The sequence below is a fragment of the Saccharopolyspora sp. 6V genome (assembly GCF_020176785.1).
GTDB classification, from domain to species: domain Bacteria; phylum Actinomycetota; class Actinomycetes; order Mycobacteriales; family Pseudonocardiaceae; genus Saccharopolyspora_C; species Saccharopolyspora_C gregorii.
Map to the genome: position 1 here is coordinate 24,765 of NZ_JAIUKB010000084.1, position 13,642 is coordinate 38,406.

General features: G+C 75.5%; 11 protein-coding genes and 1 pseudogene. 7 read left to right on the top strand and 5 right to left on the bottom strand.

Going from position 1 to position 13,642, the window contains the following annotated elements; translation table 11 throughout:
- Positions 1 to 16: 16 nt before the first annotated feature.
- Positions 17 to 1,927, bottom strand: coding sequence for a Xaa-Pro dipeptidyl-peptidase (locus tag LCD35_RS17310; RefSeq protein WP_374108095.1), 1,911 nt, complete (start codon positions 1,925 to 1,927; stop codon positions 17 to 19).
- Between the two features lie 335 nt (positions 1,928 to 2,262).
- Here LCD35_RS17310 and LCD35_RS17315 point away from each other — a divergent pair, with 335 nt between their 5' ends.
- The 3 genes from LCD35_RS17315 (at position 2,263) to LCD35_RS17325 (ending at position 4,645) form a co-directional block, all read left to right on the top strand.
- Complete coding sequence (locus LCD35_RS17315; RefSeq protein ID WP_224961851.1) at positions 2,263 to 3,087, top strand: biotin--[acetyl-CoA-carboxylase] ligase; 825 nt, start codon at positions 2,263 to 2,265, stop codon at positions 3,085 to 3,087.
- An 89-nt stretch (positions 3,088 to 3,176) separates the two neighbouring features.
- Positions 3,177 to 3,695 carry a PH domain-containing protein gene (locus LCD35_RS17320; protein ID WP_224961849.1) on the top strand — a complete coding sequence of 173 codons (519 nt, stop codon included), beginning with the start codon at positions 3,177 to 3,179 and terminating at the stop codon, positions 3,693 to 3,695.
- The gene (locus LCD35_RS17325; protein WP_225044462.1) at positions 3,692 to 4,645 is read left to right on the top strand and encodes a hydroxymethylglutaryl-CoA lyase; all 954 of its coding nucleotides are present in this window, start codon (positions 3,692 to 3,694) and stop codon (positions 4,643 to 4,645) included. The genes LCD35_RS17320 and LCD35_RS17325 overlap by 4 nt, the downstream gene beginning before the upstream one ends.
- 75 nt (positions 4,646 to 4,720) lie before the next feature.
- Here LCD35_RS17325 and LCD35_RS17330 read toward each other — a convergent pair whose 3' ends face one another.
- Entirely contained in the window at positions 4,721 to 6,034 is a 1,314-nt protein-coding gene (locus LCD35_RS17330) for a MaoC family dehydratase (RefSeq protein ID WP_225044463.1), read from the bottom strand.
- 322 nt (positions 6,035 to 6,356) lie between these two features.
- Here LCD35_RS17330 and LCD35_RS17335 point away from each other — a divergent pair, with 322 nt between their 5' ends.
- Positions 6,357 to 7,187 (top strand): TNT domain-containing protein, encoded by an 831-nt coding sequence (locus LCD35_RS17335; RefSeq protein WP_225044464.1) that lies wholly within the window; start codon positions 6,357 to 6,359, stop codon positions 7,185 to 7,187.
- Positions 7,184 to 7,516 (top strand): hypothetical protein, encoded by a 333-nt coding sequence (locus tag LCD35_RS17340; RefSeq protein WP_224961841.1) that lies wholly within the window; start codon positions 7,184 to 7,186, stop codon positions 7,514 to 7,516. The genes LCD35_RS17335 and LCD35_RS17340 overlap by 4 nt, the downstream gene beginning before the upstream one ends.
- A 47-nt stretch (positions 7,517 to 7,563) precedes the next feature.
- On the opposite strand, the gene hisN is transcribed toward LCD35_RS17340, so the two are convergent.
- The gene (hisN, locus tag LCD35_RS17345) at positions 7,564 to 8,331 is read right to left on the bottom strand and encodes a histidinol-phosphatase (RefSeq protein WP_224961861.1); all 768 of its coding nucleotides are present in this window, start codon (positions 8,329 to 8,331) and stop codon (positions 7,564 to 7,566) included.
- Positions 8,332 to 8,457: 126 nt separating this feature from the next.
- Between hisN and LCD35_RS17350 the strand changes: the two genes are divergently transcribed.
- Positions 8,458 to 9,132, top strand: a complete 675-nt coding sequence (locus LCD35_RS17350; protein ID WP_224961839.1) for a response regulator transcription factor — start codon at positions 8,458 to 8,460, stop codon at positions 9,130 to 9,132.
- Positions 9,133 to 9,143: 11 nt separating this feature from the next.
- Positions 9,144 to 10,418: an ATP-binding protein gene (locus LCD35_RS17355; protein ID WP_224968285.1), complete on the top strand. Its 1,275-nt coding sequence runs from the start codon at positions 9,144 to 9,146 to the stop codon at positions 10,416 to 10,418.
- A 91-nt stretch (positions 10,419 to 10,509) separates the two neighbouring features.
- Here LCD35_RS17355 and LCD35_RS17360 read toward each other — a convergent pair.
- Together LCD35_RS17360 and LCD35_RS17365 are read right to left on the bottom strand one after the other, a co-directional pair.
- Positions 10,510 to 11,013: pseudogene (locus tag LCD35_RS17360) on the bottom strand (GtrA family protein); the annotation flags it as partial.
- An 84-nt stretch (positions 11,014 to 11,097) separates the two neighbouring features.
- Complete coding sequence (locus LCD35_RS17365; protein ID WP_225044465.1) at positions 11,098 to 13,518, bottom strand: sigma-70 family RNA polymerase sigma factor; 2,421 nt, start codon at positions 13,516 to 13,518, stop codon at positions 11,098 to 11,100.
- Between the last annotated feature and the right edge of the window lie 124 nt (positions 13,519 to 13,642).

The window sequence follows — 13,642 nt, forward strand, 5'->3', positions numbered from 1 at the left end:
CTCGTCCCGTTCCGGGTCAGGCGCCGTCGCGGTTGAGCAGCACCCGCGATTCGGCGGGGAGCCGATCCGGGCGGACCGCGGCCGTCCCGGTCGGGGCGCGGTCGAGTCCCGCGTCCCGGACCGCGGCGGCGCCGCCGACGACCGGCAGCGACACCGAGGTGCCCGCCAGCCCGACCTCGACCCGGCCCGGTTCGGCCGGAGCCTGGATGAACGCGGAATCGGTCCCGCCGACGACCAGTCCCAGCCGGTGCCCGGCGGGGATCACGTGGTCGGTGGTGGCCAGCCGGAACGTCATCTCGTACGGCGTGCCCGGTGCCAGCGGCGATTCCTGGGACAGCGACTCGTGGTTGGCCAGGTCGGCCCATCCGCGGGACAGCACCTGGTAGTCCACGTCCGCGGTGGTGGCCTCGGTGTCCCGGTAGCAGGCGTCGTCGCCCTCGCGGCTCTCGCCCCAGCAGGACTCCGAGTCCAGGGTGCGGATGCCTTCGCCCTCGCCGAGCGCGTCCCGCGTGGTGGCGGGGCCGTAGTCGACGAGCACCGCCGACAGGTGCGCGGTCGGCGTCGCGGGCGTCGCGGTCACCGAGATCGAGCCGGTGCCTGCCAGCCGCAGGTCCTGCTCCAGCGGGGCGCTGGTGAACAGCGCGCGGGCCGGGGAGGCCTGGTCGGGTTCGCGCGCCCAGTCGTACTCGTCCTGCGCCGGGTCGTCGGTGAACGCGGCGCGCGCGTCGGCCGGGGCCGGTTCCGAGGTGAGCCCGCCGAGCCCGTCGGTGTCGCCGGGGACCGGGTGCAGCGTGGTCGCGGCCGCGGACTCGCCGGACCAGGACGCCTCGTCGGACCACTCGTCCGGGGCGCGTTCCACGCTGGCGGCCGGTTCGGCGTCGATCCCGTTGTCCATGCCGAGCAGCTCGTGGTCGAACCAGCGGTGCAGGGTGTCCACCCACTCCGCGCGGCGGAAGTCGAACGGGTCGACGTGGCCGGTCTGGCTCAGCCACACCTTGCGCGGCACGTCGTTCGCGGCCAGCGCGTCCCACCACTGCCCGAACTGGATCATCTTCACGTTGAGGTCGTTGCGGCCGTGCACGGCGAACACGCTGGCCCGCACGTTCGCGGCGTCGGCCACGTGATCGCGTTCGGCCCACAGGTCGGTGACGTCGCCGTTGGCGGGCGCGCCCTCGTCGAGCCGCTGCTTGACCGCCGAGCACTCCGGCCGGCCGCCCTCCTCGACGGTCTCGGCGAGCCCGCGCGGGTCCGCGCCGAAGGACACGCCGTCGGAGCGGTAGTAGTCGTACCAGGAGCTGATCGCCCCGATCGGCACGATCGTGCGCAGGCCCGCCACACCGGTCGCGGCGACGCCGTTGGCGATCGTCCCGTCGTAGGACTTGCCGATCATGCCGACGGCGCCGGTGGACCAGCCCGCACCGACCTCGGCGCCGCCGGTGGCCGCGTCGTAGCCCTTCGCGCGGCCGTTCAACCAGTCGACCACCGCCTTCGCCGAGCCCACGTCGGACGGGCCGCCGACGTCCACGCAGCCCTGCGAGCGGTTGGTGCCCGCCAGGTCCACCAGCACCGTCGCGTAGCCGCGCGGCACGAAGTAGTTGTCGTAGAACAGCGGGAACCCGACCGGCCGGCCCTGGTCGTCGTAGGTCTTGAGCTCGTTCTCGTTGCCGCGGCCGCAGCACGAGTAGTACGGACTCGCATCCATGATCACCGGGACGGGCCCGTCGGTCCGCGGCCGCGCGATGTCCACCGCGACCCGATCGGTCGCGCCGTCCGCGTCACCGTCCAGGCCGGTGTCCACCCACGTGGTCTCGCGCACGGGTTCCTCGGCGGACACCGGTTCGCTGCGCGGTGCCGCGGCCGCGGCCGCGGCAGGACTCGGTGCCGGGGGCGGTGGCGGGGCGGCGACGGCGGGCGTCGCGGACAGCACGGGCAACGCACCGCAGAGTACGGCCGCCAGGGCACGCCACCCTCGGATTCCGGGGCGCGGGGAACGGGAAGTCGGCACGGTCACCTCCGATGATCTCGCGGAACCCTAAGCGCCGAGATCAACGCCGTGCCACGGCCGAAAGTGTGGCGCCGCGAGGCCCGCCGGGCGGGGCGCGGCCACCTCGACGGGCAAGGGCGGGCGCTCGCCGGGAGGTGCGGCGTCCGGTCGCCCGCCACAGGTCGGAGGTTCGGCCGGGCATCCTGCGCGGTGTCGTTCGACGCGGCCGCGGCGCACTCCGCCGCGGCCGCCCCGCCGCGCCCTCGTAACCTGGGGCCATGGTTGTCCTGCTCGACGCGGCGGAGCTGCGCAGGCGGCTCGTCGACGACGGTCCGTACGCGAAGCTCGACGTGGTCACCGTGACCGGCTCCACCAACACCGACCTGTCCGCGGCCGCCGCGGCCGGCGCCCCGGACCGCACCGTGCTGTTCGCCGAGGAGCAGCAGTCCGGGCGCGGCCGGATGCGGCGTACCTGGATCTCGCCGCGCGGCTACGGCCTGCACGTGAGCACCGTGCTGCGGCCCGCTCCGGTGCCGCAGGACGCGCTGGGCTGGCTGCCGCTGCTGGCCGGGATCGCGCTCGCCGAGACGGTCCGCGACGCGTGCGGGGTGCCGGCCGCGCTGAAGTGGCCGAACGACCTGCTGCTCGGCGGCGGCGACACCTGGCGCAAGGGCGCCGGCATCCTCGCCGAGGCCGTGAGCACCGCGGACGGGCTGGCGATCGTCCTCGGGATCGGCGTGAACGTGCACCACGGCCCTGGTGAGCTGCCCACCGGCGCGGGAGGGCTGCCCGCCACCTCGCTCGCCGAGCAGGGTGCCGACGTGGACCGGCAGGATTTCGCGGTGCGGCTGCTGACCGCGCTCGCCGCCGTCGACGACCTGTGGCGCGAGCACGGCGGCGACGTGCTGGCCGGCGGCCTGCTGGACCGTTACCAGCGGCTGTGCGGCACCGTCGGCCAGCAGGTCCGGGTGGAGCTCGGCGGGAACGACCTGCTGGGCACCGCCACCGGCGTCGACCCGGACGGCAGGCTGGTGGTGCGCGGCGCCGACGGCGCGGGAACCCCCGTGTCGGCGGGCGACGTGGTGCACCTGCGTCCGCGCTGAACCGCGGCCCGCCTGATCGAGGGACGCTCGGCGGGGTAGCCGGGCGGGTAGCGTGATCAGCGCCTGGTGATCGAGGGAGGGATTCTCCGGTGGCGTATCCGGACGGTTTGCTGAGCGAGGACGAGTACGTGGTGGTGCACACCCACCCGCACTGGAAGATGCTCGTCCTGCCGGTGGTGCTGTTCCTCGTCGTGGTGGGCGCCGGTTCGTACGCCGCCGCGCTGGCCGCGCCGCTGACCTGGAACGTGCCGGTGTGGATCGCGCTCGCCGCCGTCGGTGCGGTGCTGGTCATCTGGTGGACGCTGGCACCGCTGATCCGCTGGCGCACCACCCACTTCGTGGTCACCTCGCGGCGGCTGATGGTCCGCGAGGGCGTCTTCACCCGCACCGGCGTCGACATCCCGATGTGGCGGATCAACAGCGTGCGGTTCAGCCACGGCCTGGTGGACCGGTTCTTCGGCTGCGGCACGCTGATCGTCGAATCCGCCTCCGACGAGCCGCTGGAGTTCGACGACATCCCCAAGGTCGAGCGGGTGCACACCCTGCTCTACCGCGAGGTCAACGACGAATCCGAGCACGACGACCAGGACCGTTGGGAGCGGCGATGAGCGCGCTGGAGGTCGGCCTGCCGGACCGGGTCCCGCCGCCGGAGCCCGGGGAACTGCCCGCCGCGGTCACCATCTGGGAGGTCGGGCCGCGCGACGGGCTGCAGAACGAGCAGGCCGTGGTGCCGGTCGAGGTGAAGCTGGAGTTCCTGCGCAGGCTCGCCGACGCGGGCCTGCGGATCGTGGAGACCACCAGCTTCGTGCGCCCGGAGTGGGTGCCGCAGCTCGCCGACGCCGCCGAGGTCCTCGCCGGGCTGGAGCGCCGGGACGGCGTGCGCTACCCCGTGCTGGTGCCGAACTCCCGCGGCCTGGACCGCGCCCTCGACGCCGGGGTCGCCGACGTGGCCGTGTTCGCCGCCGCCACCGAGTCGTTCACCCGCCGCAACCTCAACCGCGGGCTCGACGAGCAGTTCGCCATGTTCGAGCCGGTGGTGCGCCGCGCCACCGACGAGGGCCTCGCCGTGCGCGGGTACCTGTCGATGGTCTTCGGCGACCCGTGGGAGGGGCCGGTGCCCGTCGAACAGGTCGTCGCCGCCGGGCGCCGATTGCTGGAGATGGGCTGCGGGCAGCTCTCGCTCGGCGACACGATCGGCGTGGCGACGCCCGGGCAGGTGGAGGCGGTGCTGCGCGCGTTCACCGCCGCCGGGGTGCCGGTGGGGTCGCTGGCGGTGCACTTCCACGACACCTACGGGCAGGCGCTGGCCAACACCTGGACGGCGCTGCGGCACGGGGTGTCCATAGTGGACTCGTCGGCGGGCGGGCTGGGCGGCTGCCCGTACGCGAAGTCCGCCACCGGGAACCTCGCCACCGAAGACCTCGTGTGGATGCTGGACGGGCTCGGCGTCGAGCACGGCGTGGACCTCGCGGCGCTCGCCGCCACCAGCGCGTGGCTGGCCGAGCAGCTGGGCCGCCCCAGCCCGTCCCGCGTGGTCAAGGCGCTCACCGGGGCCTAGGCCGCCGTGCTCGGGCCCGCGCGCGGAGGGCTCGGCGCTCGCCCGCGGCGCGGTCGAGTCCGGAGGCGAACCGCGTCAGGACTGCTCGCGGGTGCCGAACATCGCCAGGAACGTGAAGCGCATGATGCGGTCGGCGTCCCGGTCCGCGGTGCCGGTGATCTCCACCAGGCCCAGGTTCGGCCTGCTCTTCGACAGCCGCCTGCTGTTCACCGTCATGCCGAACCGCAGCTCGTCGTCCGGGAACACCGGCGCCGCCCAGGACAGCTCGTTGCCGCCGGGCGAACCCTGCGAAGTGGACCCGGCGAGCACGTGGTCCACGTAGGCCCGCATCCACAGCGACGAGGTGTACCAACCGGACGCGCACAGCCCGCCGAGCACCGACTGCGCGCCGGCCTCCTCGTCCAGGTGGAACGGTTGCGGGTCGAAGCGGCGCGCGAACGCCACCATCTCGTCCCGGTCGATCAGCACCGAACCCAGGTCGAACACCCGGCCAGGTTCGAGGTCTTCGTACGCGATACCCGCCATGCCCGGATCATCGCAGGACGCCCGGGCCGGGTGGTGCGCGGTGCCCGATCCGGCTCCGGTGCGGCAGGATCGACGTGGAACCATCGACCGCATGGGCGCGTCCCGGAACGCGGGGCGGCCGGACGCGCCCGCCGACGCCTCGACTGCGGAAGGGGGAGTGGCGGTGGCCACCGATAGCGCGCACGCCGAGGAGCTCGCCGCTCGACATCGGCGCCCGCGAGGACGGCAGGCACTCCCCCGGACGGGGTCGGTGCGGCCATGAGCGGAGATCACGAGGACGTCCGGAAGCACGGCTCCCCGGCGCGGGACGAGCACTCCGGCGGCATCGAGCGGGCGCGGTGGCGCGGCGACGCCGACCACACCGGCCCCGTCACGGTCGAAGCGGCCGGGTCCGGCGCGCTCGCCGCGGGCTGGGTCGCGGACGGGGTGGACCCCGCGTCGGTGACCGCGCCGCACCCGGTGCGCCAGGCCTGGTCTTCCGCCCCGCCGCAGGGCCGCGGCGATTCCGCCGCTCGCGGACCGCGGTCCGACGGGTTCGGCGCGAATTCCGGGCAGGCGGGCGGAATCCGCGCGGGGCACGGTCCGGACCGCTTCGGGCCGGGGCAGCAGTCCCCCGAGGGGCGGCCGGGCGGGCACGGGCAGCGCGCGCAGGCCCGGCAGGCGCAGCAGGGGTGGCAGAACCACCGGGGGCAGCAGGGCGACCAGGGCCAGCAGATCCAGCAGGGCAATCAAGCTCAGCAGGGCCAGCAGAGCCAGCAGGGCCAACAAGGCCACCAAGCCCAGCAGGGACAGCCGATCCAGCAGGGGAACCAAGCCCAGCACGGGCAGCCGGCGCAGGGGAGCCAGCAGAACCAGCAGGTCCACCAAGCCCGGCCCGGCAGGCAGGGCCCTCCGAACCGCCCCGGCCAGCAGGACCGGCCGGACCACCGAGGACGGCAACCCCAGCAGGTCCGGCGCGGCGCCGCCCCGGCCGCGGGCCCCCCCCCCCGCCCCGGCGCGCCGCGCCCGCGCGCCGCACCCCGGGCCGGGCCGCCGGGGCTCGCGGCCGGGGGCGGGCGGGGGGGGGGGGGGGGCGGGGCGCGCGGGCCCCCGCCCCGGCCAGGGCGATCCGGTCGCGCGCCGGGTCCGCCCGCCCGCCGACCCGGTCCGGCCGCGCCAGGGCGACCGCAAGGAAGCGGTCGCGTTCATGCTCCACCAGTTCCCGATCGGGTACCTCCCGGTCGCCGCGGCGACCGCCAGCCGCCAGCTGCCGATGCCCGCCGAAGGCGTCGATCCGCTGGCCGGGCGCCGCTTCCCGCCGCGCGACCACCCGCGCGCGGACCTCGTCGACGACCGCGACGCCCTCGCCAGGGCCCGCTCCGGGGAGCTCGCGGTGGACCCGGCCGGATCCGACGGGGTGGAGCGCCCCGCCGAGTTCGCCGCCGGGCACGACCCGCTCGCCGAACTCAGCGAACTGGAGTGGGAACGCCGCTACACCGGCCCCGCCGGACCCCGCTGGCCCGCTGCCGCCTCGGTGCCGGAGGGTTGCGCGGAACCGGGCGAGCCGATCGTGCTCGAACCGGACGCGGTGCTCGACGCGCTCGGCTCCGACGCGGGCCGGGTCGCCGCGCCCGACGGCACCGCGTTCACCCGGCGCAGCCTGCCCCCGGACTACCTGGAGCTGCCGTACCACCGCTACCGGGTGCTGCGGCCGCTGCCGGTGTGGCGGGCGGTGTCCGCGCCGTGGTTCGCGGGCAGCGGCGGTGGCGTGCGCTACCGGCTGACGCACTCGCTGGCGGAACTGGTGGCGCTGGGCCACCTCGTCGAGCTCACCGCGGCGCGGGTCGCCGCGGAGGCGGGCACGCTGCGGCTGGACCCCGCCGTGATCGACGCGGCCGACCGCGCGTCCCGGCGCTCCGCGAGCGGGGGCGCGGGCCCGGACGAGCGCGCCGACGCCGCACCGGACGAACCACCGGGCGCGGTCGACGAGCCCCGCCGCACCGACCGGCACGAGGTCACGGAGGAGATCGCGAAGTGAACACCGAATCGATGCTCGGCTGGCTCGCGGCGCTTGGCGTCCCCGCCGAGCTGGTGTCGATCGGCACCGAGACCGACCACACCTGGTGCCTGGTCCGCGAGGAGGTGGACGGCGCCGCCGGGTGGGAGGTGTTCTGGCGCGAGCAGGGCAACCGCTACGACTGGGCGCGGTTCAGCAGCGAGCAGGTCGCCTGCTTCTACCTGTTCGGCAGGCTCAGCTGGACCCAGGCGCTGCGCGGCGCCATCGGCCCCGTCGACCAGGACCGCCCGCGCGTCCCGAAGGCGCCCGCCGAGCCGGCCACCCCACCCCACGGCACCCCGGTCCAGTGACCGCCTGAACTTCGAACACGGTTCGCGGAGCAGCACGAGTTCGGGATTCAGCGCAGCAGGTCCAGGGCCGTTGCGTGCAGGTGGCCGTTGGTGCTCAGCGCCGAGCCGCCCCGGAATCCGCGCCGCCCGCCCAGGTCGGTGAACTCGCCACCGGCCTCGCGGACGATGACCTGCACCGCGGCCACGTCCCACGGGTTCACCACCGCTTCGGCCGCCACGTCGATGGCGCCCTCCGCGACCAGGCAGTGCTGCCAGAAGTCGCCGAACGCCCGGTTCTCCCAGCACGCGTCCACCAGCCGCAGGTACGCCTCCCGCGAGTGGTGCTCCACCCAGCTGCCCAGGTGCGTGGTGGACAGGTAGGCGTCGGAGATCTCGCGCACCCCGGACACCGAGATCCGCTCCGCAGCGCCCCCGGAGCTCGCCCACGCGCCGCGCCCCGCGGCCGCCCACCAGCGGCGGCCCAGCGCGGGTGCGCTGATCACGCCCGCGGTCGGCGTGCCGTCCTCGACCAGCGCGACCAGCGTCGCCCAGGCGGGCACCCCGCGCAGGAAGTTCTTCGTGCCGTCGATCGGGTCCAGCACCCAGGTGCGGGCCGAGGTGACCTCGCCGCCGCGCTCCTCGCCCGCGATCTCGTCGCCGGGGCGCTGCTCGGCGAGCACCGCGCGCACCGCGTCCTCCACCGCCAGGTCCGCATCGGTGACGGGGGTGCGGTCCGGCTTGCGGTCCACCGCGAGGTCCAGCGCGCGGAACCGGTCCGAGGTGAGCGCGTCGGCGGTGTCCGCGAGGTGCAGGGCCAGGTCCAGGTCATCGGCGATCGTCACGGCGGCGACTCTACTTCCGCGCTCCGCGCGGCCCCGCTGAGGTGCGGCTACCAGACGGTCCGGGCGGAACTAACCGCCTACGACACGGACCTGATCATCGCGGACCTCTAGGGTGGAGGCGTGAGCGTAGTGCTGCTGGCCGAGGACGACCCAGCCATTGCTGTGCCGTTGTCGAGGGCATTGCAGCGGGAGGGCTACTCGGTCCGAGTCATCGACGACGGCCCTTCGGCGTTGCAGGAGGCGTCCTCCGGCGGAATCGACCTGATGGTGCTGGACCTCGGCCTGCCCGGGATGGACGGGCTGGAGGTGTGCCGGCGGCTGCGCGCGCAGGGCCGCGGCATCCCCGTGCTGATGCTCACCGCGCGCACCGACGAGGTGGACTTCGTGGTGGGCCTCGACGCGGGCGCCGACGACTACGTGGCGAAGCCGTTCCGGCTCGCGGAGCTGATGGCCCGCATCCGGGCGCTGCTGCGCCGCGGTTCCCCGGAGACGCTGGAGGCATCCGGAGTGCGGCTGGAGCTGACCGCGCGCCGCGTCCTCGTCGACGAGCACGAGGTGGGGCTGGCGAACAAGGAGTTCGAACTGCTGCGGGTGCTCATGCAGCACGCGGGCCAGGTCGTCACCCGCGAGGAGATCCTCGACGAGGTGTGGCCGGAGGCCAGCCGCAAGGGCAGCAAGACGCTGGACATGCACATCTCCTGGCTGCGCCGGAAGCTCGGCGACGGCAACGGCCGTGCCGACGAGCAGCGGATCGCCACGGTCCGCGGCGTCGGCTTCCGGTTCAACGCGGACTGACGGGCGGCCCGGTGCACAGGCGGATCCTGGTCGCGACGCTGCTGGCGGTGGCGGTGACGGCGGTGGTCCTGGGCCTGCCGCTGGGAGTGACCGCGCTGAAGCTGGTGGAGGACTTCACCCGCACCGACCTGTCCACCCGCTCGCAGCAGATCGCGACCTCGCTGGACGAGCAGGTCGCCTCCCGCCACCCGATCGACGTGGAGTCGGTGCTGCTGGCGGTGCCGCGGGACGCGCGGCTGGTGGTGCGCACCAAGGACCACGAGTACGTCTACGGCACCGACCCGGGCAGGTCGCCGCTCACCGAGAGCGTGCCGATGGTGCAGAGCGGCACGGTGACGCTGTCCGCGCCCAGCGGCCCGGTGCGCACCCAGCAGTTCCAGGTCGCGGGTCTGGTGCTGCTGCTGGTGGTGCTCTCCGCGGGCACCGGCATGGTGGTGGCGGGGTTGACCGCGCGGCGGCTGGCCGATCCGCTGCGGCACGTCGCCGCGCGCGCCGCCCGGCTCGGCGCGGGCGATTTCCGGGCCGATCCGAAGCGGCACGAGGTCCCGGAGCTGGACCGGGTCGCCGACGCGCTGGACGCCTCGGGCGCCGCCCTGTCCCAGCTGGTGCAGCGCGAGCGGGAACTCGTCGGCGACGTCTCGCACCAGCTGCGCAGCAGGCTCACCGCGCTGCAGCTGCGGCTGGAGGCGCTGGCCGACGTGCCCGACCAGGAGGTCGCGGAGGAGGCCGCCGCGGCGCTGGAGCAGGCCGAGCGGCTCTCCAGCGTCCTCGACGACCTGCTCGCCGCCGCGACCGCCGCGCGTGCCAGGGACGCCGAACCGCTCGACGTGTCCGAAGCGCTGTCCGAGGCCGCCGCGGAGTGGCGGGAACCGCTGCGCGCCCAGGGCCGCGCCCTGCGCCAGCGGGTGCCGGACGGCCTGCTCGCCAGGGCCACGCCCGGCCGGTTGCGGGAGGCCATCGGGGTGCTGCTGGACAACGCGGTGCGCCACGGCAAGGGGACGGTGACGCTGACCGCGCGCCACGGCGGCGGGACGGTGGTCGTCGAGGTCGGCGACGCCGGGCCCGGGGTGCCGGACCAGCTGGTGCCCTACGTGTTCGAGCGCGGGTTCTCCGCGGGCGGGTCCACGGGCGTGGGCCTGGCCTTGGCGCGGGCGCTGGTGGAGGCCGACGGCGGGCGCCTGGAGCTCAGCAAGGCCCGTCCCGCCCTGTTCGAGATCTTCCTGCCGGTGGCGCGGGCCGACGACGTGCTCGGCGTGCCGTGGAAGATCGAGTCCCGGCCGCGCTGATCCGGTTCCGCCGCCCGGTCCGGGGGTGCGGCGCCGGAGGCTTCGGCGCCGGGGGTGCGGCGCCGGATTCGTCGGCGGAAGGGTCGTCGTCGGGGGGTTCGTCGTCGGGGGACCCGTCGGCGGGGAACACCCACTTCCGGAACGCCCACCACCGGAACACCATGCCCAGCACCAGGCCCACCACCTGCGCGGCGGTGAAGTCGGCGATCTCCTCGACGAGCCTGCTGGTGTACGGGGTCTGCAGGTGCAGGGCGTAGCGGGAGAACCACAGCGGCGCCGCGTACAGCGCGACCCCGATGCCGCTGAACAGGAAGTACAGCGTGGCCTCGTGGTGGCGTTCCCGGCCGCCGCGGGTGCGGAACGACCACTCCCGGTTCAGCACGTACGACACGATCGTCGCCACCAGCACCGCGATCACCTTCGCGGTGACCGGTTTCGGCACCAGGATCGTCAGCTTCAGCGCGTAGAAGATCGCCGAGTCGATGAAGAAGGTGCTGGCGCCGACGATCGCGAACTTCACCAGTTCGCGATGGCGCACCGCGCGGTCCCGCAGCGGGCGCGGGACGCGGGCCAGCACGGCTTCCACGACGGACACTCCGACGATGTTAACCGCCCCGCCGCGGCCGCCCGGAGCTCGTGCGGCCGCAGCGGTGCCGGGACCTCCCCGGCCGGTCTCCGGTCAGCGCAGGAAGCGCCACCAGGGCGGCGGGGCGGTCGGCGGCAGCAGCGGTTCCAGGATCGGCAGCCGCCGCTCGTCCGGGGCCGGTTCCGGTTCCGGGGGCTCGGGCGGCCGGGTGGGCTCCGACGACGGGGGTTCCGGCGGTGCGGAGGTGCCCGGTCCGGTCGGGACGGGCGTCGGTGCCTGCGTCGGTTCGGAGCCGGGCGTCGGCTCCGGGGCGGGAGCGGGGCCCTGGCTCGGCGGCGCCCACCCCGGCAGACCAGGCAGGCCCGGAAGACCAGGCAACCCCGGCCGACCAGGCGGGCCCGGCAGCTCCGGCAGGCCCGGGACCTCCGGCGGACCAGGTCGCTCGGGCAGCCCCGGCACGTCCGGCAGCCAGCACGGCCACTCCGCACCGTCCGCCGGACGCAGCGGCCACAGCGGCGGGAGCGGGCAGTCCGGCTCCGGCCGCGGGCGCCACGGGAACCAGAGCCGGGTGGTCACCGCGGCGCTGTCGTTCGCGGTGCCGAGCCGGGCGCGCACCGGGATGGTGACCTCGCGCTCCTCGCCGTCCGAGGCGCCGCGCGGTTCGACCGGCAGCCCGGCCAGCCACAGGTGGCCCCGGTAGGACTCGCCCGGGTCCAACTCCGCCGAGCAGCGCAGCTCGTCGTCCGACGGCAGCAGGTCGCACGCGGGCGGGATCCCCAGCGCGCGCGCACCGGCGGGCAGCACCGCGACCGCCTCGGCCCGGCCCCGGGTCACGCCGGTGTTGCGCACGTCGAGGTTCAGCCGCAGCGGCGGGCCCTCCGGTACCTCGTCGCCCAGCAGCAGGTCGTGCAGCGGGTGCGCCGCCGCCGACACCGACACGTCCACCCCGTCCCCGGAGCGCATCAGCACCTGGATCCGGGACAGCGGCAGGTCCAGGTCCGCGCCCGCCACGATCCGCGCGCCGATCTCGCCGCCGGTGGCGTCGGCCGCGGCCGTCACGTGCAGGTCGAAGGTCAGCTGCTCACCCGGTTCGAGGCCGCGCTCCGAGGAGCACTGCAGCCCGCCGTCCCAGCTCTCGCAGCGCACCCCCGGGCCACCGGCCGCCTCGGCGGCGCGCGCGGTGCGGGCGGACGCGGGCGCGGTCCCCGCGGGACCGGACTGCTGGGAGGTCACCCCCGGGATCTCCGAGCTGACGCCCGGCGGCAGCGACAGGATCGCGGTCACCGGATCGGACGGGCCGGTGCCGTCGTTGCGCACCGTGATCGGCAGGTCCGCGGGGTCGCCGCCCGGCACCAGCGTCAACGGCTCCGTCGGGCCGTGCGCGTCCAGCTTCGGCGTCGGCGCGGCGGGCGCCGGAGCCGGTGCGGGAGCCGGCTGCGGAGAGGGCTGCTGCGGGGCCTGCGGGCTCGGCGCGGGAGGACGCGGTGCGGGCGGCGGTGCGACGGCGGGCTCCGGCGCGGGCGGGGGCGCCGAGGCGGACGGCAGCGGCGCCGTGCCCGAGGTCAGCGCCAGCGCCAGCGCCAGGCACAGCGCGGCGGAGGCCGCGACGCCCGACACCGCCTGGCGCGGCACCGAGCTCGCCGCGCCCGCCGCCGAACCCCCCGCACCGGCCGATGCGGCCGCGGGGGGGGGCGAAGCACCGCCGCCGGAGAGCAGGTACGCCGTGGCACCGGTGCCGATCACCAGCGGCGCGATCACCGCGCGCAGGCCGCCGTTGACGTCGGCGAGCTCCGCCGCCAGCCCGCGGCACCGGTCGCAGCCGTCGAGGTGGTTGTCGACCTGCGCGGTCTCCCGCTTCGACAACCCGCCGCGCGTCCACGCGCCCAGCCGGTCCGCCGCCGCCCGGCAGGACGCGATCCCCGGTTCGTCGTCGGACAGCGAGCTCAGGTGCACCTGCAGGTACGCCTGGCGCAGGCCCTCCCGCGCGCGGTAGGCCAGCGCCGACACCCCGTTCGGGGTGAGGCCTAACAACGGCCCGACCTGGGCGGGCGTCTCGCCTTCCACCTCGATGTGCCACAGCACCGTCTTCCAGCGCTCCGGCAGCCGCGCGAACGCCCGCGCCGCCAGCGACCGCTCCAGCCCGGCGACCGCGGTGTCGGTGAACGGCACGCTCGCCTCGGCGCCGGAGACCTCGGTGACGTCCTCGGCCAGCTGCAGCTTCCGGTCCCGGCGCGTCCGGTCGTAGGCGACGTGGCGCAGCGCCGTCAGCAGGTAGGCGCGGAACGCCGTCGTCGGGCCGCGGCCGCCGCGCAACGTGGCCAGCACCTTCGCGAACGCCTCGGACACCAGGTCGTCGGCCTCGGCCTGCGATCTGGAGACCTGCCGGGCCATGTTCTGCGCGGCGGCGACGTGGCGTTCGTAGAGCGTCCCGTAGGCCTCCGTCGAACCGTGCCGGACGGCCTCGATCAGCTCGCCGTCGCTGGGGCCCTGCGCTTCGGCCGGGGCTGTGGCCACGCCGCACCTTCCTTTGTGTGGTCCGCTGTCCGGGGTGTGCCGCTGGTCGGGCGGGTCCGCGCTCGGGGTTCCGGTGCGACCAGCCGACCGGGTGCGTCCGGATCCGCCGATCGGAGCAGATCCG

Bases quoted from the DNA above. Each gene is read 5' to 3' on its own strand.
- LCD35_RS17315 (WP_224961851.1), top strand. From the start codon at position 2,263: ATGGTTGTCCTGCTCGACGCGGCGGAGCTGCGCAGGCGGCTCGTCGAC.
- LCD35_RS17325 (WP_225044462.1), top strand. From the start codon at position 3,692: ATGAGCGCGCTGGAGGTCGGCCTGCCGGACCGGGTCCCGCCGCCGGAG.
- LCD35_RS17335 (WP_225044464.1), top strand. From the start codon at position 6,357: ATGCTCCACCAGTTCCCGATCGGGTACCTCCCGGTCGCCGCGGCGACC.